Below are 20,236 nucleotides of genomic sequence, written 5' to 3'. Positions count from 1 at the left end.
CCCTTTTCTCCGGCCAAACAAATTTACAAAGGAAGATCTTCTGCGGCTGAAAAGCCTCGACAACAAATGATTCAAACGAAACACCTCTTCGTATAGAATGGGAAAGAACCAAAGGCACTTTCCCTGCTTAGTATCTCTTATGCGAAGATGGGATATAGCTGGAAAAGATTTATCGATTCTTAAAATACACTTCCAGTGCCTTTAAAACTTGGTCTTCCTGTTTTAGGGGAAGGATTCGATAGTGGTCCCCTTCCAGTGATGTTTCAAAGGAATCGATACCATTCTTTCTTAAAAAATCATCCACATCGGAAAGCTGATCGCTTTGATTAAGAAGTGTTTTGTTACCAACGAAGTCATCTTTCACATAAACTTGATATGTGTCGTGCTCCATCTTTCCCTGCTCCAGATTACTAAAGTTATTGGTTACAAATCCATAAAATCTGCCATCGCCTGTTCCCATATTTTCCGCCTCCATGATTTTTTCTTAGGATGTCCGCAAGAGAGGAAGAATATCAGCTGTATTGGATGATAGGCTGCATAGGTGCAGGTAAGCAAACGCAAAAATGAATGTCACGGCTTGTATTTTGGGGTTAGAGCTGTAATACTAAGTCAGCTTTCTGTTTAGGAGATACAGCTTTTAAATAAAAATCTTCGGCTTTCCAATATCTGTTTCGGAATTTTTCCAAGTCCCTTTGCGTTTGTTCATTTTCCCTTTTAAATCTTATTTCTTTAGGGCAATCAAGGAAGACTACAAAATCCAAATATCCCCTCCACTCCTGCCGCTGAAGAAATACACCTTCTACGATAATGATACATTCTTCAGGCAAGTCAATCATTTGTTTCTTGTGGGTATCCGATAAACCATCATAGAAGAGGAGGCTGAAATTCTTCGAAAGCAGCAGTTTTTCAAAAAAATTATTTCGGATTCCATGCAGATCCCATTGTAAGAAATAATACTCAAACCACTCATCTCGCCCTGTATTATATCTTTTCTTCTTTTCGACAATATGATCATCAATATGGAAAGTAGTATGTGAAATGTCCTCATCCTTCAACTTTTGACAAAATCTTTCGGTTAAAGTCGTTTTGCCTGCTCTGCTAAGTCCGTCGATGGCAAGGATGTATCGTTTGGCTTGTTTTTTTTCTTTGACCACTTGCAGCAGATGTTGTAGATGATCTTCCAACCTATTCGCCTCCTTTGTTTTTGGATATTTTAAAGATTATATCATAAAATAAACAGAGTATTCCGACTTATATAGGAATTCTTTTATTTATTTTCTTTTCTTTGTCTATGAAAGAAATATCCTCAGCAAAAAATTCACTCTTGCTTATCAGTACTCCTTGATTGCAATGACATATTATTATCGTTATTCTTATAAAAAAGGTGGTGGTACATATGGGTAAACCAGAAGAATTGACGGAGATAACCATTATTCAAAAGGACACAGCGAATAAAATTCGGGAAGCGTATATAGGTGAGTTCGAAGAGCCTGTATTGTTTGGGGTGCACGGAGGAGTCAAGAGGTTTTATGGTGTAGAACCAGAAGTTGAGCATCCATCCACATTGGACCATATTGTCGCAGCTGCAGGCGGCTGACTGGTCGGGACCTTATCAGGCGCGCTGGAGGCGCGTAAAATACCGACTTCACCTGACTTGGTTTCTGCAAAAATTCAAGGTGTGATTGAAGCTCCCGATGGCGTTTTAAAAATCACTGGAATCAACTGCCGTTATTTCTTAAAAGTTCCTGAAGGAAAACGTGAAGCCGCCGAGCGGGCATTGTCTGTTTTCGAAAGAGGTTGTCCGGTGGCACAAACGCTGAAAGGCGCAATTGAATTCGATCATTCATGGGAAATCCAAGAGTATTAAAATTTTCTAAAGTAATTTTATACACTCAATAATAAAACGCCTATCAAACGAATCTGATAGGCGTTTTATTATTGAAACGCCCCTTCTCTTTTAAAGGCTGAACTCTGATTTAATTTTATCTGCCACTTCATCAGGACTTAAAGAAGTATTATTTATTCGTATATAATTTTCGGCTTGTATTTCATTTTCTTGTGAATTTAATCGAAGGGTTTTCATTGAGCGTAGAAGATGCTCTTCCGATTGCTCTGTATTGCGTTTGGTCGGTTTATGTTCCAATCTGTTGGGAGTTACATTTCGTTTTATTCTCTCTTCGATGTCAGCTTCGAGTTCTACTAAATAGACTTCAGCAGACTGATCCTTGAAGATGCTGCTGATTTTTTTAACAAATTCCCAGTCCTCTTTCATATTAAACGCCCAGACAAAAGTAGTGATCAAGCCGATTTCGTCTGTTCGGGAAAATGACTTGTATATCTCCTCCCTGAATTGGTGAGTTAGCCTCCACATTTCAGGAGTGAAGCCGAATAATGGCTGTAAGAGATCGATTGTCATATGATTATGCAGTAATTTCATCCCTGTCTTTTTGGGTAAAGCCTGCCCAACCGTCATCTTTCCGACTGCCTGCGGCCCAAATATCAGGACTAATTTCATTGACACTACACTCCATTTTGTATTCATTATAAAGTTCGTGCTTATTTGGCTATACTAATTATCAGTCCTCTTTACAAGAGCGCAGCCCTTATGCTGGGTTTCCTTCTTGTTAGGACTCTTATGTGAAGGCTCTTTTCGGAAAGTTTGTTGCTATTTAATACTAATTCTAAAAAAATAATCTTTATTCACCTTACTAACCTGGTAATCATGAAAAGAAAAGAGCTGCTTTCCCCTATTAAAGAGAAATCCCTTAGTATACGGGGATATACGAAAGCAACAATCTTTGCGAGAACAGCCTTTGTGAAAATAACTTATCCTCCCGGGATTTATAAATGCACGCTGGTTAATTTTTTTTACAGAAATGAATAAGACCAGAGTCCCCAAAAGAACTCTGGTCCACGTAAGGTCCATGGCTTACAGGTTTTCTAAAAACACCCTTATGACATCTGCTCCCCCTATAAATGTCCCAAGAGAGCTTCCCAGATTGGCAAGTACGACAATCAATAGGACCCTGGTTACTTTGTTGTTCCAAAAGCCCTTAACACTTAGCACGTCTTCTGGAAGCGTCTCAAAATCATTAACATTAGGCCTGCGGAAGTAAGCCTGGACGAATCCGGCGAACCAGCCTGCTGCAAGCAGCGGATTCAACGAGGTTATGGGAGCTACTACGAATGCTGTCAAGATCGCCAGCGGATGCCCAAGCCCAATTGCTGTTCCTAAAGCAGAGAAAGAACCGTTCCACAGAACCCAGCTGATGGTCTGCTGAATACCAGCAGAAGGATTACTGATAAATGTATAAGCAATAACGGCAAGGATCAAGAAAGGAATGGTCCAGCCAATGATTTTTGGGACTTTAGACTTTGGTGGACGCTGATTTAACCGGTCCAGATCATGATTCTTCTTAATCTCTTCTTTGATACCGGGAACATGGGCTGCACCTAAAACTGCGACAATTTTCTTTCCAGGTGCATCTTTAATTTTTTGTGCCAGATATTGATCCCGCTCATCGATTAAAGGCGTCTTCAAACGAGGAAAATGCTCTGTAAAGTCAGCCAGCATGCTGTCGAGCATATCCTGCTGTTTAATTCTTTCCAATTCTTCTTCCGTAATAGTGTCATTCGAAAAGATGCTGTAGATGATCTGTGTCATCAATTTACCTTTTCCTATGAATCCTACTCCGCTCCAAATACGGGCGAATGTGATTTGGATGTTTCTGTCGGCAAGTACAAGTTCTGCTCCTGCTTCTTTGGCCGAATGAATTCCTTGAATCATTTCCTGACCGGCGTTAATGCCAAATTGCTTGGCCATTCTTTTTTGAAAGGAAGAAATTGCAAGGTTCATTAATAAGAGAGAAGCCTTCCCCTCCTTGATCACTTTGAATATATCCATCTCTTTCCACTTATTTCCGTCCATTATCGATTGATACCGGGGCTCGTCCAATTCTACACACACAGCATCAGGCTGTTCTCTTTCTATGACCTCTTTAACCTGTTCGGCGCTTTTTTTCGAAACGTGGGCTGTGCCGATCAGAATGAATTCTTTTCCATCCATATGCAGCCTGGTGATATTCTGTTCGTTTTCAATAGACATAAGTTACCTTCCTTTTATGCTCATTTAATCGTTTTTTTTGATGTCTGGCATTACTTGTTCTTATATGTATTGGTGTTCCTGTTTTTAGATTATGTTCTATCATAACTATACCATTTTTAGTATAGGAATTGGATTAGTACTTTGATAAACATCATTATTTCATTGGATTTTATCTGAAAATGACCACTTATATGTATAAACTTCCTTTAAAAGACAAACTTTAAGAAAAAGATTTAGAGGTGCGAACACAAAAAAAGGATGGATGTAAATGACTCAAAAAGCGATCAGCTCCAGTGAACTGGCTACTTTATGGATGACCTATCAGCAGAAAACAATGATCCGAAGAATATTAGAGTATTTCATAGAGGCCTCAGATGATGAGCAGGCTAAAGAAATCCTGCAGGATACCCACAGTCAAGTACTGGGTTATTTAGACCGAATAACAACTATCCTTAAAGATGAAGGAGCTGTCATTCCCATCGGATTTACTGAGAAGGATGTTTATAAAGGAGTACCTAAACTTTTTGACCATAACTTTGATATCATGTTCCTTCGTGTCTTAAAAGAAATCAGTATGGGTCTGCACACCCTCCATTTAAGCATGTCTTATCGCAAGGATCTTATCCTTTTATATAAAGAGCTGACAGGTTTTACGCAAAGTGTCTATGACAAATGTGTCGATTACCTTCAGGAGCAGGATGTACTGCCAAGTGCTCCATCGGTAACCATGCCTTCGATTGTCGAGTTTGCCAAAAGTCCGAATTATATGTCAGGGTTTAATTTATTTTCAGAGAAAAGAGCATTGAATACAGTGGAAGTGTCTTATCTTTACTTTGCAATAGAAACCAATATATTTGGAATGCAGCTAATGACAGGCTTTGCTCAAGTGGCCAATGAACCCGAAGTGAAAAAATACTTTATTAAAGGAAAAGAACTCTCAAAAAAAATTATCAGTGATTTCACCCAGGTATTAATCGAAAGTGATATTCAGGCACCTTCTACGTGGGGAGCGAAAGCAACAGATTCCAAGGTCCCTCCTTTTTCAGATAAATTGATGATGTATTGTACAAGCCTATTCAGCAACTTTGGGTTGGGAAGCAATGCGATTGGCACTGCCTTCAGTCTGAGAAGCGATCTTCCTTTGAAACTTGCTGATAAGGCAAAAGATATACTGACCTTTGGACAGGATGGAGGAAAAATCATGGCTAAAAATGGCTGGCTTGAGCAGCCGCCAAGCATGGAGGATCGAAATAAATTAATGAAATAGAGAGTGAACGTCCAGGAAGGAAATGGACGTTCATTTTTTTGAAATTAATAATTGTAGTTATGCCAGCCTGTTTTTAAACTCGGTCAATTTTCCCATAAAATCGTTGAACTCGTCTATATTCATTTGCTGTGCAGAATCAGATAAGGCTATAGCCGGATCAGGATGAACTTCTGCCATAACAGCGTCCGCTCCAATAGCCAAAGCTGCTTTAGCTGCAGGAAGCAGTAAATCTTTCCTCCCTGTGGAATGTGTGACATCTACCACCACTGGAAGATGTGTTTCCTTTTTCAGGATTGGTACAGCAGAAATATCAAGCGTGTTCCTGGTCGCCTTTTCGTATGTCCGGATTCCCCGTTCGCATAGAATGATGTCCTTGTTTCCTTCTGAGTAAATGTATTCTGCGGCATGAATGAACTCTTCTATAGTGGCTGACAAACCACGTTTCAGGAGAACGGGTTTGTTCACTCTCCCAACGGTTTTCAGCAACTCAAAGTTCTGCATGTTTCTTGCCCCGATCTGAATGACATCTACATATTCTAGAGCTCCTTCTACATCCTGAGGACTCAGGATTTCACTTACGACTGAAAGACCTTCCTCATCAGCCACCCTTTTTAAAATTTGCAAGCCTTCTATTCCCAGACCTTGAAAATCATACGGAGATGTACGCGGTTTGAATGCTCCACCCCGAAGCAGTGTTAGTCCTTGGGCCTTCATGGCGGCAGCTACTTCCTTTACTTGTTCATAGCTCTCCACTGCGCATGGTCCCATGATGAAATTCTGAACACCATTTCCAAGAAGGGTTCCCTTCACATCGACAATCGTATCTTCAGGGTGATCTTTTCTGGAAACCAATAGGGCTTTGCGGTGGTCATCTTCCTGAAGCTCAAGACTGGCTTTGAATATTTCTTTAAAGATATGCACAATGGTTGAAGACTCAAAAGGACCGTCATGATGTTTCAGCAGCATATCCAGCGACTCACGCTCTCTCACAGGGTCAAAGCGGTTAACTCCCTCTTTTTTGTTTCTGCCGATTTCTTTGACGACTTCTGCCCTTTCATTGAGCAGCTGCAGTAACTGTAAGTTGATACCATCAATCTTGTGGCGAAGTTCCATTAATCCTGATCCAGTTGTGTTCATTTTTCATTCCTCCAGTTTGTTTTTAAAATTTAGTAATACAAAAAATCCCTGCCGTAACTAAACGACAGGGACGAATGACTCGCGGTACCACCCTCATTGTGAACAAACTCGTTCACCACTTTTTAACGCTAACGGCCGCCTAACCGTCTTTTCCTTCATGAACCAAAATGATTCACTACGAAAAAGAAGCTCCAAGATTGTAATTCATGCTTATCTTTGGCTGATTTTCACCACCATCAGCTCTCTGAACAGGGAGATAAAACACTACTATGATCCTTTCATTGCCGGCTATTTAATTGAAAAGCTGCGGGTAGAAACCAAAAAATCCCCACTGATTGTATAATCAGCAGGGACGAATAATCGCGGTACCACCCATGTTGTGAAGAAGAATCTTCACCACTTTAAATTTGTTAACGATCGTTTGACCGTCTTTCCCTTCACGAAGCCAATGCATTCGTTACGAAAAAGAAGCTCCAGGACTGTAATTCATACTTTATCTTTGACTGATTCCCACCGCCATCAGCTCTCTTAAACAGGGAGATAAAGTATTACTGTGTTCCCTTCAATGCCTTTAAAAACTATGCTCGTAAATTGATGCTTTCCGGTATTATATGGTCATACGCTTCGAATGTCAATATTAATTTTTAAAAAAATTCCATAAAGGGCAATTTTCCTATATATAAATCGCTCTGAAATCAGTTTAGGTAAATTTTATCACTGAAGATCGGTGCTGTTAAAATCAGCTTGGGTTCTAATAGAGCCGGATGGTGATGCAGCAATAAGCAGCCATTAACCACATGAAACCCACTAAATTAAAAAGTTGATGCAGTAAAAAGTGCTCTAAACACTGCTAAATTCATTTACACGAAAATCGATATATTAAATTCAAGTAGAATTGTAGAAACCTTAAAGTTTGCTCAGAAATCACTTGAATTCTAACTAAGATAGGTTGCTGCTATCGTTATACACAAGGGCTTTTCTATCTTAACCAATTTTTCTGGGGAGCTTAGGAAATCTTCTTCAAATTATCTATCAAATAGCACCGTAATTCAAATAAAAACCAGCCTTCACGTTCTCGAAAGACTGGTTTAACAGCTTATTCTTTTGTCACTTCTAAATATTGTATCTGATGCCCTTCCCCTGTCTGCACTTGAAAGACATATCCCTGTTCAGTAAGTATGTCAGCTTCCTTTTCATTTTTGAACCGTTCAGAAAGGAACCAGCCGCCGATAGTATCAATATCATCGTAGCCTATGTCGGTTCCGAGAATCTGATTCACATCTCTTAAAGGCAGTTTGGCAGCAAGGATATAGTGGCCTTCAGATACTTTCCTGATATTCGGGATTTCATCTTCATCAAACTCGTCCCTTATCTCTCCTACTATCTCTTCAATGATATCCTCTACCGTCACCAAACCGGAAGTACCTCCGTATTCATCCAAAAGAATGGCTAAATGCGTTCTTTCTTTCTGCATTTTTACAAGAAGGTCATGAATGTGAATAGTCTCAATAACTTTAATGACAGGACTCAAGAATTCTTCAATTTTTATTTCTCTATGCGATTTTAAATCAGCCATGTCAGAGGTGATCAACTGTTTGATATTGAGGAACCCTATAACATTATCTTTGTCACCTTCGACAACCGGATAGCGGGTAAATGTCTCCGTCGAAATGGTTTTCCATACTTCTTCAAAAGTTAGATCTTTATCTATTGCGACCATCTCTGTCCGTGGAACCATTATTTCTTTGGCGACTCTCTCATCAAATTCGAAAATATTATTTACATAATTCAATTCATTCTTGTTGATTTCCCCGCTATTATAACTTTCAGAAAGGAGGATTCTTAACTCTTCCTCCGAGTGTGCCAGCTCATGTTCAGAAGCAGACTTCAAACCAAATAAACCGACTAAAAGCCTGGCCGAGCCATTTAGGAACCATATGAATGGAAACATGATGCGGTAAAACCAAATAATAGGTGCAGAGAACAGCAGGGTTACGGTTTCCGCTTTCTGGATTGCTACGGTTTTAGGTGCAAGCTCTCCTACCACTACATGTAAAAAAGTAACCAGGGCGAATGCTATACCGAAGGAAAGAATATGGGTAAGTGATTCATTCAATTGAAAGTACTCAAATAAAGGATGCAGCAATTTTTCAACAGTGGGTTCTCCAAGCCAGCCTAATCCTAATGCGGTGATCGTGATGCCCAGCTGGCAGGCTGATAAGTACTCATCCAAGTGAGAGATGACCTTCTTCGCTGATTGAGCTCCTTTTCTTCCTTCCATTACCATGTGATCAATTTTGGAGGATCGAACCTTTACGATGGCAAATTCAGTTGCTACAAAAAATCCTGTTAATGCAATTAAAAGGATGATGAGAAATATATTTAAAGTTGTCAAATTGTGTCTTACTATGTAAGACATTCACCTCCTAAGAAAAAGTTTGCAAACGTATATATTATCGTTTTTCTTATAGAGTATTATTATCCTCAATGTATGAAGTTAAACTACATACGAGCCTTGTATATAGGATTTTAAATTTTAGCTCAATAAAATTTAATTTTGCTTTTTCAATTTATCTGCTTCCCGAGGGCAATCGGGTATATTACCTCATTGTCTTCGTTTTTCGGAAAATTTCTAACAGAAATGTATGTCACCTAAACTTTTGCGTAACAATAAGCAAAAAAGGAGTTAATACCGAAATGAAACATTTAAAGGTACTCATCGTTAAGTTTGCGGCCAGCTTGATAGTTTTTTGGATTAGTCTGGATTTGTTTTTCGAAGCGACCCTTGTTGATATTTTCTCATTTAGTTTACTGATAACGGTGATATCCTATTTTATCGGAGATCAAATACTGCTGCCCCGGATTGGGAAAATGAACGCTGTCATTACCGATTTCTTCCTCACCTATCTTGTGGTCTGGATCTTTGGGGGAATCTTGTTTGACAGTTATCTGCAGGTTGCCTGGGGAAGCATCATATCAGCACTTCTCATAGCTGCCTCTGAAGTTTTTGTTCATTCCTTTATCATCAAGAATATTTCATCAGAAATCCGGAACAACAGGCCATCCTTCAAACAAGCTTTTGCTTATGAATTTGCTGAAGACCAAAATCCAAAACCAGATAAAGAGAAATAAACACAAAAAAGAACCTGATTTTACTTCTTTCAGGTTCTTTTTTGTGTTTATATGAAAATAATAATCGTATCTCCACCAGCACCATCACTGAATCCTGTATCTGCTTGGTCTATTCATAGATACCCTATTACCTTTCAAGCAATTGAATCATCAAAACGCTTATCAATAATAAAATTTTTTCATTTTTTCATAAAAAGTACTCATATTCATATTTTTTAATACTTATATATTGATAAGGTAACTAAAAACGTATTATAATGAAATCAATCTTTTTCACGAGGTGGTTAAATGGAAAGTCACAGGAGTAAAAAAATTTCGAAACTTTATCGAAGGATCGTTACTTCTGATGAAACGAAAGCTTTGCTGATCTACAATGGTTTGGACAGCAGCATGAAAGAGGAACTGCAGCAGTTGATGAAAGAGATTGGCACAGAAAATACGAAGAGTATACTGAACAGAATCAGCTGAAATAGCACTTACTTTTAAATGAATCTTATAAACTAAAGACCAAGCCTGAACTTATGTTCAGGCTTGGTCTTTTTATGTTTATTACTTTCGACTAAAGGTTTAAGATTTCCTTGATATCTTCTTCTGTCAAAACTGTGTCTTTCTTTTCCTGGGAGTCGATTAATTCCTGGACCAAATGTCTCTTTTTCTCCTGCAGTTCATTCATTTTCTCCTCAATCGTTCCTTTTGCCACAAGTTTGATAACCTGTACTGTATTTTTCTGTCCCATGCGGTGAGCCCGATCTGCTGCCTGTTCTTCTACAGCAGGGTTCCACCAGGTATCAAATAAAATGACCGTGTCGGCGCTATGCAGGTTCAAGCCTGTTCCGCCGGCTTTCAGGGATATAAGGAATATGTCGCGTTCTCCTTCATTAAACCGCCTGCATAGGTCTATTCTCTCTTGGGAAGGAGTGCTGCCATCAAGATAAAAGAATGGCAGCCCCTTCCCTGCCAGCTCTCTTCCAATAAGATCAAGCATTTTTGTAAATTGAGAAAAAATCAATACCCTTCTGCCGGACTGTTTAGATTCTTCAATAATCGTAAGCAGCTGTTGAAGTTTGGCTGAATCTCCTTTATACCCCTCCACAAAAAGGCTGGGATGACAGCAGATTTGCCGCAGACGAGTGATTCCTGCCAGAATTTTGATCTTATTCTTTCTCAATGTGTCTTTATCCAAATGCTTAAGAGTATCGTGCTTCAGTTTAGCCAAGTAGGCAGCATAAAGCTTCTTCTGCTGGGGCAGGAGTTCGATGGATTCCCTCATTTCCATTTTGGCTGGAAGCTCCGAAAGAACATCCTCCTTTAATCTCCTCAGCATGAAGGGCTTGATCCGCCGGGCAATCGTTTTTCTTGTTAAATGGCTGTAATCCATTAAGCCCTTAAAAAGCTGTGGAAAGACGACATGGTAGATGGACCACAGCTCTTCAATCGAATTTTCGATCGGAGTGCCGGACAGGGCAAATCGATGAGCTGCATCTATTTTTTTTACGGCTCTGGCTGTCTGGGTAACAGGGTTCTTAAAGTTTTGTGCTTCATCAAAAAACACAACAGAGAAGGCTTGTTTTTCAAACCATGAGATATCCATCTTCAGCAATGGATAAGAGATGATAATAACATCCCTTTCTCTGAAATTTTTCTGCAGAGATTGTCTTTGTTTTTTATTGCCATCCATGACAACAGCTTTAATGGCAGGGGTGAATTTTTGGAATTCGGCCAGCCAGTTATACGTCAGAGACGAAGGACAAACGATCAATGCCGGGCTTTCTTGTTCCCTGATTGCAGGAAGAATTGACTGAATGAATGCGATGCTCTGTAAGGTTTTTCCCAGCCCCATATCATCAGCCAGTACACCTCCAAACCCATAATGCGCCAGTGTTTTCATCCATTGATAGCCCTCTTTTTGATAATCTCTTAAGATGAACGAGAGATTATCAGGAGTGTCAAATGTGAAAGAGCCTGGCTGCCGCAGACTTTCTATTAACTCACGAAAAGATTTTTCAATTTTGAACACTTCGCTCGAATCTATATAATCAAGGAGTTCCAGGCATTGATCCATAGGTAGGGCCAATCCTTTGGCAAAGTCAATATGATCGGCCTGAGAATTTCTCAGGAAACGCTGGATTTCTTGAATTTCCTTTGATTCCAGAGAGAGAAGAGAGCCATTTTGCAGCCGGTAGTATTTACGCTGTTCCTGAAGTGAGGATAACAGTTCGTGTATCTCCCTCTCCGGTATACCATCCATTTCGAACTTGAACTCCAGCCAGTTCATCCTGTCCCTCTTTATTTTGACCCGGATTTTCGGAGAGGACTTTCCCCGGAAGATTCTGCTTCTGACAGCAGTGGTGGCATATATTCCTGCAAGCTTTTTGAGCTTCGGCACCATATAATACAGAAACTCGTATTCTAATTCTTCGTTGTGGAGAATGTAGCCTCCCTCTGTCTTAGCGAAAGAACTTTCTTCCATGAGGGATAGTATCTCTTTCTCCTTTGCTGTGTCCCTCACCAGCATATTTCCAGTTGGAATCTCTTTATCTTCCAGTGGATTGATGACAATATTTTCATATTGAAATTCCAGTCCAGCCAGCAGCCGGTTTTTCACTCTGTCGAGATACAGCTTTGCAACAAGAGGAGTTGTCATGTATTTTTTTCTAAGAGACCCGCTTATCTCTACTTTCCCCAGTCTTTTTAAGTCCACAGCCACTTTTTCAAGAAAGTACGCTATCCGGCTTGAGGGTATAGGGATTTTGCTCGTTCCCGAGGATTCCAGCATATCCTTAATTTCAGCCAGCCTTCTACAGTCCTCCGGTGGAAGATGGTAGAGCTTACCTTCACACAACACAGAGTTGTAGGGAAGGAGCACGACCATCCATTGCAATCCTCTTACCTTCAAGTAGTAATCTCCTTCGTCGTCATCAAAGGTGAATTGAAGAGGAAGTGGTTCCTTCGCTATCTGAAGCCCCTTGAACAGCTGGCCGGCATCGTCGATGAGGATATTTCCAGCCTCCTGCAAAAGCGGCTGAAGCGGCTGCCAGGATGATGGGGGTATAAGCAGAAGCTCTTTCGTTTCTTGCACAGATGAATGTTCTTCCTGGTACACTTTTTCATCATGAACAACTTTAATTAGCTGCGTGATCACCTCATTGGTTTCTCTTAAAAAACAATAAAATTGCGGGTCATAGATAAAATCTCTGGAGACCTGATAGGTTTGTCCATTTCTTACTCTATGTAAAAATGTCCGAATATCTTTGATCCATTGACGGTTGATCATTAATTTTAGAGAGAATAAAGATTGTCCGTCTGCTGTGCGAACTGGTTTTAGAGTGAATTCTGCCTCCATCACTCTTCTTGTGTCGAAGTGGCGCTGGCGGCCGCTGGATTTTATTTTATTCTCAAAAAGAGTCAAGAATCCTTCCGTTAGATCTTGTTTCCCTCTTTGTCTGTCTTTTAAGGCGATGAGGACAGCCGCAACGTGCTGACATTCAAGGGCAAAAGAGGAAAGTTTAGGACAGGTGCATTCTGTATGAATTTCTCCATTGAGATCGCTGCTGATAGTCACATGGAAATCCTCTGTGCTTTTAACGACTGCCTTGCAAGCATCTGTATGGTCTTCTATAATTTCAACAGCATTGTTTTTAAAATACGTTTCACCTCTTTTGAAGGAGACACTGCCGCATTTATCTTTGATGATTTTTGTATTCAAGTTGATGTTCAATGTTTTTCTCCTTCCTTCGGGGCGTCTTAGCTAACTGTATTTTAACATATTTTATTTCTTCTCAAGAAAAACCAGCTCGCTATCTAATCTAACTGTTTTTTACAGAAACATAAAAAGAAGCGGCCGAAAATCATCTCAATGATTCTTGTCCACTTCTAAATAAAATTTATTTATTGATAATGCTCCCTGTATCTTCCTTCTTCAAAAATTTCCTTTCCACTCAGGCCTGTCCAGTCCAGGGGTTCACTTTCAGGATGATAATCGATATAGGATTTCACCATCTTATATCCTTCTGAATAGCCGTAAGACGGTGGTAATCCATTTCCGCCAAAAATGATTTCCATCGATCGGTAAAAATTAGTACTGTTCAAATCCCCCTCTATTTTTGCCCAATACTTCTTGTTGTAGTCCTCATTTATCCGTGTACCTTGGATGTCAGGATATACAACCTTTTCGAACATCACTGCTTTGCCTTCAAAAACAAGATTATCAAGTACCGTCTGCTGGTTTCCGCTTTCCAAAAAATTTTCAGCCCAAACACTGTGATGGTATTCATGTGCGGTTACTGCCTAAAAAAAATCCTCGGTATAGTTTTGCGAGTAGAGAATGTTGATTTTTCCGGAACCGACTGTGACAGCAACGGAGTTGGTTCTGTTGATACTGGGAAAAATACAGATATTTGTTTCCTTACAGCAGGAAGCAGCTCCGAAGATTTAAATAATGCTTCTTTTATAGACTCTACGTACTGGCTGTTTTCAATTTTTTCATTCAGAATCATCACCCTATCCAGTGAATGGGGAACCTGGCCGGTGATGCTCTCCGCCAAATGAGAAAATTCTCCGTCTGCAAAACATTGCTGATAAACTGGATCTATGACCTCCTGTTGATAGAGATCTTTCTCAGATGTTGCTGTATTTTTATCCAAAGCATTTATGTAATTACCGTAGAGTTTATAAGCATCAATGATTTGGTAGGATTGACCGCTTTCAGGATGCTGGAAGGAATGAATTAGATCTTCGGCTTCTATTCTGACATCTGTTTCCTCCGCTTTTTCCCCATCCATCTCTGCGGCCTTTTCCTCAGAACAGCCAGGTAGTATTAAACTTCCAAATAGTAACAATAGTAAACGCTTCATTTTTCCTCCTTTACCTAGTATGTCGTCCCTGCCAATTATACCATATAGTTCCATTTAGGTTTCTTGATTATCCTTAATGTTAAGTCAATGTAAATATTCCTCTTTTGCCTTGAAAAAGTAAAGTTCCCCATATAAACTGTCTATATCGTATTTCGATATTGGTTTTCGAAATTGAAGTCATAGGAGGTTCGATATTATGGAGGATAAGGTACTAAGAAAACTTTTTCTCGGCTTCATTCACATCCACATCTTACATCATGCCAAAGAGCATCCTGTATATGGATCGTGGATGACAGAAGAATTAAGAGAGCATGGTTATAATATTAGTTCGGGTACGCTCTATCCTATCCTGCATTCTATGGAGACGGATGGGCTGCTTGTGAGAGATGATAAAAATGTAGGAGGCAAAATCCGAAAGTATTACAGAACTACTGAAAAAGGAAATGAAGTCCTGAAGGAAGCTCGGGAAAAAGCATATGAATTATTTAGGGAAATTAAAGAGTAATGTTTACAATAATCATTGAAATGAAGGTGAAGAAATGAAACAGAAAACAAGCCTTAAAGCTCTATTGGAAATCCTGATCATTTCAACCAGACTTGGCCTTACCTCCTTTGGCGGGCCTGTTGCCCATTTAGGGTATTTCCATAATGAATATATCTTGAGGAAGAAATGGATGGATGAAAAAAGCTATGCAGACTTGGTAGCGCTCTGTCAATTCCTTCCCGGTCCTGCAAGCAGCCAGGTCGGAATTGGAATAGGAGTCATGCGGGCAGGGGCATTAGGTGGAATCGTTTCCTTTATAGGATTTACCCTCCCCTCTGTTATTGCATTAATTTTTTTCGCAGTGCTGCTCACTGAATTCAACGTTACAAATGCCGGCTGGATCCAGGGGTTGAAGATTGTAGCAGTAGCGGTAGTTGCCCATGCGATTTTGGGGATGTCCTTAAAGCTCGCTCCTGATCTGTCTAGAAAAACATTGGCCCTGCTAGCTTTGATAGTCACACTTCTGTGGCAGAGCGCCTTTTCTCAGGTTGCTGTGATTCTCCTAGCCGGGATAGCAGGTTTCTTACTGTATAAAAATCATTCAGACACTCAGGAATCGGAATTGAAGGTTCCTCTATCTAAAAGATTCGCCATCATCTGCTTGACGTTGTTCTTTGGATTGCTGATTCTTCTGCCCATACTTAGAGAAGCGACAACTCTTAACTGGATTGCCATGTTCGACAGTTTCTACAGGTCAGGGTCCCTCGTATTTGGAGGAGGCCATGTTGTTCTTCCTCTATTGGAACAGGAATTTGTACCATCAGGCTGGCTGAGTGAAGAAGCATTTCTGGCAGGTTACGGTGCAGCTCAGGCAGTGCCTGGTCCTCTGTTTACTTTTGCGGCTTACCTTGGTGCCGTAATGAATGGCTGGCAAGGAGGACTGATTGCAACAGTTGCTATTTTCCTTCCCGCCTTTCTTCTGATTTATGGAACGCTTCCTTTCTGGGACTCTCTCAGGAGAAACCCGAAGATCAAAGGTGCTTTAATGGGGGTCAATGCTGCAGTAATTGGAATCTTGATTTCAGCTTTTTACCACCCGATCTGGACCAGCACAATCCTGGCACCTGTCGACTTTGCGTTTGCAGCAGTTCTTTTCAGTATGCTCGTGTATTGGAAGCTTCCGCCCTGGATGGTTGTATTGACTGGCGCCATCGGGGGTTGGATAGTAGGAATGGTTTAAGAATGAAGGCTGCCTCTGGGTGGTCTTTTTTAGGTTGGTCTATACATGAGGTTTTGAAAACTGTAATAGATTATTTTGAAAAGATTTCCCTATCTTAAAATGTGAGTACGTAGAGCGTAAACACCCTGCTCCAGCGAGGACAATACCAAATGTTTTTCTGCTTTAACACTGCCTTGTGGCTTTGTACGATGCCATGAGGACAAGGTTATTTCTGTTGGAAAAAGGCCCCAGTTGATTAACGGTTCCTGTTTTGAAATACAGACTTTTAATTAGTCAAATAAATGGTTAAGTGAACCCAAGCAAAAACATTGTCTATTGATTTCCACTCCAGGTGCGTGACTCCGCCTATGGGGTCTCACCTGTCTTCAAAAGTGGAAGCACCTTGGTCAGCCCCGACAGGCAAATGTTCTCAAGAGAAAAAAAGGCGGTCTTCCTTTTTATCTCTTGGGGTTATTTGACCCCGAGGGGCTAGGTGCTGGAACTAGACGCACGCTAGTCCCGCAGGAGGTCACGCACCTTCCGTTCCAATCAAATAATTGTTAGTTTTTTCTATAGTTAACTGTTCTCGTTTTAATAATAATGGATTAATAGAGTATAGGAAGTTGTGCAGAATTTTGGAGAACAATAAGTTCTGTCATCTGCTATTTAGGGTGCATTTTGTGATAATAATTAAGCAGATTTTACAGCAAAAATACCGATAAATAAAGAAAAAAGGAGTGGCAAAATCAATGCGATTTCGTACTTCTTTTGGTGTGTTATTTTTTATTTTGTACTCAAAAACAAAACCCGCTACCTCTAGATACGTTTTTATTACATATCACCTACCTAATCAGTAAAAGATCTTAACCTTCTTCCAAGTCGACTGCCAATCCTTCTTGATAATTCGGTCTTCGTAGATTGAGGCAAGTTCTTTCGAGGTTTTAAACTGTGGAGTTGCCCTGATTTCCATATTGATGACATCTTCCAGGCCATGCGGGGCAGTAAGAATCAAATCTCCTTTTGCGTCCAGCTTCAAGCCTAGTGCTGTGGCAGTCTCCGGAAACTTAGAAATCGCATCTACAGATGATGTATATGGAGGGAGCTTATTGATAATATGCATTCTTGCTTCGTTTTTTACAGACCACCTAACATTGGGAAGTTCCTCCGCTAACTTCCTCTCGAGCTTCTTTTCCACACCTTCGTTCACCTGTGCGGAATCAAAATAGACCACATCCACGTCAGGGATTTCCGTTCTTCCACAGAAGCCGTGCAGGGTATCCCAAATCTTTGACCGGACAAAACCAGCGCAAATCCACCAATCAGGCAGATCTAAGGTTCTTGCAGCTTCTAAAATATCCATCATCCATTTATCTTCTCTGACCACTTGGAGTATATCATTTTCATTTGTAATCATACCCAACCCTCCTGAGCGAACGTATATTCTTATAGTAACATATACTTATTTTCGAGACTTATATTCTTGGAGAAAATCAGAAATATATTAAAAATGTTCTATTCTAAAGGATTTGGCCATTTAATGCCGTGTCACCTCCCCCTTTTGCGTAATAGGAGTGGAATTCCGAAGCCATAGCCTTTGAGAAAACAGCAAATAAAAAAGAGGCTGGGACATAAGTTGGGATAGTAGAAAAATAAAACCGCATGAGTTCAAGGTTTTATACTTGATTTCATGCGGTTCTTTCATTTTAATAGGCTCTATTTGAAAGATGTTGCTTTTAAGGTTATTTATCGATTTTTTCTGAACGTAGACGGATTGAAGCGGAAGGTGTGCGACCTCCTGGAGCGACCGAGCCTAGGTCGTGACATATAACGGGTGGGATTCCCGTCGAGAAAGAACTAGCCATTCACTCGTAGCGAGTCTTGGAGGGCAAAGTGGTAACACATTGCCTTTAAGCGTAGACAGCGAGGTAGTGGGCCGTAAACTAACTGGTTGAAGGGATTGAGCTCCGAAAACGCGCATTATTTAGGAAGGCCGATATTTTCGGGAGTATAGAAGGCAACATTGTTATTCACGTTAGCGGCAAGAGAATAACAACTTCCTCGGAGTCGATGACCTCGGCACGCTATACATTGATATGTTACGGCAACTCGGGAGATCCTTTAGGTCTTTTGCCGAAGAACCGGCAAGAGTAATGACGAACAAGCGATAATAAAGTGAGGGTTGTCAAACGCCTAAAGGAAGTCGGATAGGGATATAGTACCCATGAAGTCGGTCAACGCTGATGGAGGAAAGGTCCCTACCTGTCATTGCCCTTGAACGGGAAACATTTTCTACACACAGAGGTGGATTAAGAATGGAAACGAAACTGACAAGGATAGCAGAATTAGCGAAAACAAATCATGATATGGCTTTTACTTCTTTGGCTCATCTTCTGAACGAAGAAAACCTGAAACAATGTCATCATGAATTACCTAGCGGTAAAGCAACAGGTGTTAAAGGTGTGACAAAAGAAGAGTATGGCAAAGAGCTGGATGAAAATATCAAAGGGCTCGTTGCACGTATGAAAAATAATGCTTATCGTCCTGTACCGGTCAAACGGACGTACATCAATAAACCAGGAACCAAGAAGAAAAGACCACTTGGTCTTCCTGACCACGAGGACAAAATTGTTCAACGTGGAGTTTCAAAGATTCTCAACGCCATATACGAGAATGACTTCCTGGACAGTTCTTTTGGGTTCCGGCCGAACAGGAGTTGTCACGATGCATTAAAGATTCTAAATGTGTACATCGAAGAGCGCCATACCAATTACATTGCTGATGCGGATATTAAAGGGTTCTTTGACAATGTAGACCATGATTGGATGATGAAATTCCTCAAACACCGTATCAATGATCCCAACCTTCTAAGAATTATCGCCAGATTTCTGAAAGGTGGATATATGGAAGAAGGTAAATACTTTGAAACGGATAAAGGGACTCCTCAAGGGGGTGTGGTATCGCCCATACTCGCTAATGTGTATCTACACTATGTCTTAGACCTGTGGTTTGAGAAAGTAGTCCGAAAACAGTGTAAAGGCCAAGCTTATATGGTGCGATACGCAGATGATTTTGTGTGCTGCTTTCAACTCAAAAGCGATGCCGAAAACTTCTACTCAGCCCTCTACAAACGGCTTCAGAAATTCAACCTTGAAGTCGAAGAAGATAAGACCAAAATTATTACATTTGGGAGATTTGCCGATAAGGATGACAAAGGCAATGGAGGAGGGAAACCTCCTACATTTGATTTCCTTGGTTTTACACACTACTGTAGCAAGAGTAAGAGTGGAAGGTTTCGAGTGAAACGTAAAAGCAGCCGAAAGAAAGTAAAAGCCAAGTTAAAGACACACAAGGAATGGCTGAAGACCCACCGAACAACTGATATCAGGGATATCATGGCAAGAATCAGCCGTTCGCTTGTAGGTTATTACAATTATTACTGTATCACTGACAATTCACCAGCGGTGAAGAAATTCCTTCATCAGGTTAGACGACTACTGTTTAAATGGATGAATAGAAGAAGCCAGAGGAAATCCTTCAGCTGGGATAAATTTATCTTATTCCTCCAAAAGTATCCTCTGCCCCAACCGAAGGTGAAAGTGAATATATATAACCTTAAAAGAAGTCTTAACTATATTCTGTAAAATGATAGGAAGAGCCGTGTGCGGTAGTACCGCACGCACGGTTCTGTGAGGAGTGAGGAACCTGACCTCTAATCAAAGAGGCAGTTCCCGCTTACTCGACCGGGACTAGCGGGACAGGTGAGACCCACTGGTTTTGCAAAGATGTAAACAAATTTGTAAACAAGTAAAAATTTACCATCTTCATTAGATCAGGGAAGCAAAAAAGACAATACACAAATAAAAGTGCCGCCTGTTCCCATTTTTTGTAATATATATATATTTACTTAATTACTCTCTTAACTTGCTTTTTTCTTTTCTCAACGATTAATGCGACATGACCATATTGGACTTTTTCCTTTGGTTTATCCGGTATCTTCTGCCTGCCTTTTGATGTTTTTTTTGCCTTTTGATGTTTTTTT

General features: G+C 40.4%; 18 protein-coding genes and 2 other annotated features. Of the genes, 8 read left to right on the top strand and 10 right to left on the bottom strand.

What is annotated here, in order from left to right:
- Positions 1-169 precede the first annotated feature (169 nt).
- Both FZC79_RS11685 and FZC79_RS11680 read right to left on the bottom strand, forming a co-directional pair.
- Positions 170-460, bottom strand: coding sequence for a hypothetical protein (locus FZC79_RS11685; RefSeq protein WP_148946978.1), 291 nt, complete (start codon positions 458-460; stop codon positions 170-172).
- 130 nt (positions 461-590) lie between these two features.
- The gene (locus FZC79_RS11680) at positions 591-1,184 is read right to left on the bottom strand and encodes a kinase (RefSeq protein WP_148946977.1); all 594 of its coding nucleotides are present in this window, start codon (positions 1,182-1,184) and stop codon (positions 591-593) included.
- A 212-nt stretch (positions 1,185-1,396) separates the two neighbouring features.
- On the opposite strand from FZC79_RS11680, the gene FZC79_RS11675 reads away from it, so the two are divergent.
- Both FZC79_RS11675 and FZC79_RS11670 read left to right on the top strand, forming a co-directional pair.
- A complete protein-coding gene (locus FZC79_RS11675; protein ID WP_148946976.1) occupies positions 1,397-1,597 on the top strand; it encodes a hypothetical protein in 201 nt (66 codons plus the stop codon).
- The gene (locus FZC79_RS11670; protein WP_148946975.1) at positions 1,598-1,867 is read left to right on the top strand and encodes an OsmC family protein; all 270 of its coding nucleotides are present in this window, start codon (positions 1,598-1,600) and stop codon (positions 1,865-1,867) included.
- A gap of 90 nt (positions 1,868-1,957) precedes the next feature.
- On the opposite strand, the gene FZC79_RS11665 is transcribed toward FZC79_RS11670, so the two are convergent.
- Both FZC79_RS11665 and FZC79_RS11660 read right to left on the bottom strand, forming a co-directional pair.
- Positions 1,958-2,515 carry an AAA family ATPase gene (locus FZC79_RS11665; RefSeq protein ID WP_148946974.1) on the bottom strand — a complete coding sequence of 186 codons (558 nt, stop codon included), beginning with the start codon at positions 2,513-2,515 and terminating at the stop codon, positions 1,958-1,960.
- Positions 2,516-2,929: 414 nt separating this feature from the next.
- Positions 2,930-4,105 carry a TraB/GumN family protein gene (locus FZC79_RS11660; protein WP_148946973.1) on the bottom strand — a complete coding sequence of 392 codons (1,176 nt, stop codon included), beginning with the start codon at positions 4,103-4,105 and terminating at the stop codon, positions 2,930-2,932.
- Positions 4,106-4,373: 268 nt separating this feature from the next.
- Here FZC79_RS11660 and FZC79_RS11655 point away from each other — a divergent pair, with 268 nt between their 5' ends.
- Positions 4,374-5,372 carry a DUF3231 family protein gene (locus tag FZC79_RS11655; protein WP_148946972.1) on the top strand — a complete coding sequence of 333 codons (999 nt, stop codon included), beginning with the start codon at positions 4,374-4,376 and terminating at the stop codon, positions 5,370-5,372.
- Between the two features lie 57 nt (positions 5,373-5,429).
- On the opposite strand, the gene FZC79_RS11650 is transcribed toward FZC79_RS11655, so the two are convergent.
- On the bottom strand, positions 5,430-6,509 hold the full coding sequence (locus tag FZC79_RS11650; protein WP_148946971.1) for a bifunctional 3-deoxy-7-phosphoheptulonate synthase/chorismate mutase: 1,080 nt from the start codon (positions 6,507-6,509) through the stop codon (positions 5,430-5,432).
- A gap of 63 nt (positions 6,510-6,572) precedes the next feature.
- Positions 6,573-6,800: a binding site (T-box leader), on the bottom strand.
- A gap of 54 nt (positions 6,801-6,854) precedes the next feature.
- Positions 6,855-7,084, bottom strand: a binding site (T-box leader).
- A gap of 521 nt (positions 7,085-7,605) precedes the next feature.
- Complete coding sequence (locus tag FZC79_RS11645) at positions 7,606-8,904, bottom strand: hemolysin family protein (protein ID WP_148947091.1); 1,299 nt, start codon at positions 8,902-8,904, stop codon at positions 7,606-7,608.
- A gap of 302 nt (positions 8,905-9,206) precedes the next feature.
- Between FZC79_RS11645 and FZC79_RS11640 the strand changes: the two genes are divergently transcribed.
- A complete protein-coding gene (locus FZC79_RS11640; protein WP_148946970.1) occupies positions 9,207-9,641 on the top strand; it encodes a YndM family protein in 435 nt (144 codons plus the stop codon).
- A gap of 288 nt (positions 9,642-9,929) precedes the next feature.
- Entirely contained in the window at positions 9,930-10,109 is a 180-nt protein-coding gene (locus FZC79_RS11635) for a hypothetical protein (protein ID WP_148939975.1), read from the top strand.
- A gap of 91 nt (positions 10,110-10,200) precedes the next feature.
- Here the strand turns inward: FZC79_RS11635 and FZC79_RS11630 are convergent, their stop codons facing one another.
- The 3 genes from FZC79_RS11630 to FZC79_RS23615 all read right to left on the bottom strand — a co-directional run bounded on the left by FZC79_RS11630 (position 10,201) and on the right by FZC79_RS23615 (position 14,494).
- On the bottom strand, positions 10,201-13,359 hold the full coding sequence (locus FZC79_RS11630) for a DEAD/DEAH box helicase (protein WP_148946969.1): 3,159 nt from the start codon (positions 13,357-13,359) through the stop codon (positions 10,201-10,203).
- A gap of 170 nt (positions 13,360-13,529) precedes the next feature.
- On the bottom strand, positions 13,530-13,880 hold the full coding sequence (locus FZC79_RS23620) for a DUF2268 domain-containing putative Zn-dependent protease (RefSeq protein WP_252183315.1): 351 nt from the start codon (positions 13,878-13,880) through the stop codon (positions 13,530-13,532).
- Between the two features lie 41 nt (positions 13,881-13,921).
- Complete coding sequence (locus tag FZC79_RS23615) at positions 13,922-14,494, bottom strand: hypothetical protein (RefSeq protein WP_252183314.1); 573 nt, start codon at positions 14,492-14,494, stop codon at positions 13,922-13,924.
- Between the two features lie 196 nt (positions 14,495-14,690).
- Between FZC79_RS23615 and FZC79_RS11620 the strand changes: the two genes are divergently transcribed.
- Entirely contained in the window at positions 14,691-14,999 is a 309-nt protein-coding gene (locus FZC79_RS11620) for a PadR family transcriptional regulator (RefSeq protein ID WP_148946968.1), read from the top strand.
- Between the two features lie 34 nt (positions 15,000-15,033).
- Positions 15,034-16,218 carry a chromate transporter gene (locus FZC79_RS11615; RefSeq protein ID WP_148946967.1) on the top strand — a complete coding sequence of 395 codons (1,185 nt, stop codon included), beginning with the start codon at positions 15,034-15,036 and terminating at the stop codon, positions 16,216-16,218.
- An 829-nt stretch (positions 16,219-17,047) separates the two neighbouring features.
- Here the strand turns inward: FZC79_RS11615 and FZC79_RS11610 are convergent.
- Positions 17,048-17,611, bottom strand: coding sequence for a nucleotidyltransferase family protein (locus tag FZC79_RS11610; protein WP_148946966.1), 564 nt, complete (start codon positions 17,609-17,611; stop codon positions 17,048-17,050).
- An 898-nt stretch (positions 17,612-18,509) separates the two neighbouring features.
- On the opposite strand from FZC79_RS11610, the gene ltrA reads away from it, so the two are divergent.
- A complete protein-coding gene (ltrA, locus tag FZC79_RS11605; RefSeq protein ID WP_148946965.1) occupies positions 18,510-19,838 on the top strand; it encodes a group II intron reverse transcriptase/maturase in 1,329 nt (442 codons plus the stop codon).
- Positions 19,839-20,236: the final 398 nt, after the last annotated feature.

The organism is Rossellomorea vietnamensis, from assembly GCF_008180615.1.
Classification (GTDB): Bacteria; Bacillota; Bacilli; order Bacillales; family Bacillaceae_B; genus Rossellomorea; species Rossellomorea vietnamensis_D.
Note: the sequence above shows the minus strand (reverse complement) of the source record. Positions and strands in the feature narration are given on the sequence as shown.

Bases quoted from the DNA above. Each gene is read 5' to 3' on its own strand.
- FZC79_RS11635 (WP_148939975.1), top strand. From the start codon at position 9,930: ATGGAAAGTCACAGGAGTAAAAAAATTTCGAAACTTTATCGAAGGATC.
- FZC79_RS11615 (WP_148946967.1), top strand. From the start codon at position 15,034: ATGAAACAGAAAACAAGCCTTAAAGCTCTATTGGAAATCCTGATCATT.
- FZC79_RS11685 (WP_148946978.1), bottom strand. From the start codon at position 460: ATGGGAACAGGCGATGGCAGATTTTATGGATTTGTAACCAATAACTTT.
- FZC79_RS11610 (WP_148946966.1), bottom strand. From the start codon at position 17,611: ATGATTACAAATGAAAATGATATACTCCAAGTGGTCAGAGAAGATAAA.
- FZC79_RS11675 (WP_148946976.1), top strand. From the start codon at position 1,397: ATGGGTAAACCAGAAGAATTGACGGAGATAACCATTATTCAAAAGGAC.
- FZC79_RS11660 (WP_148946973.1), bottom strand. From the start codon at position 4,105: ATGTCTATTGAAAACGAACAGAATATCACCAGGCTGCATATGGATGGA.
- ltrA (WP_148946965.1), top strand. From the start codon at position 18,510: ATGGAAACGAAACTGACAAGGATAGCAGAATTAGCGAAAACAAATCAT.
- FZC79_RS11655 (WP_148946972.1), top strand. From the start codon at position 4,374: ATGACTCAAAAAGCGATCAGCTCCAGTGAACTGGCTACTTTATGGATG.
- FZC79_RS11640 (WP_148946970.1), top strand. From the start codon at position 9,207: ATGAAACATTTAAAGGTACTCATCGTTAAGTTTGCGGCCAGCTTGATA.
- FZC79_RS11650 (WP_148946971.1), bottom strand. From the start codon at position 6,509: ATGAACACAACTGGATCAGGATTAATGGAACTTCGCCACAAGATTGAT.
- FZC79_RS11620 (WP_148946968.1), top strand. From the start codon at position 14,691: ATGGAGGATAAGGTACTAAGAAAACTTTTTCTCGGCTTCATTCACATC.
- FZC79_RS11665 (WP_148946974.1), bottom strand. From the start codon at position 2,515: ATGAAATTAGTCCTGATATTTGGGCCGCAGGCAGTCGGAAAGATGACG.
- FZC79_RS23615 (WP_252183314.1), bottom strand. From the start codon at position 14,494: ATGAAGCGTTTACTATTGTTACTATTTGGAAGTTTAATACTACCTGGC.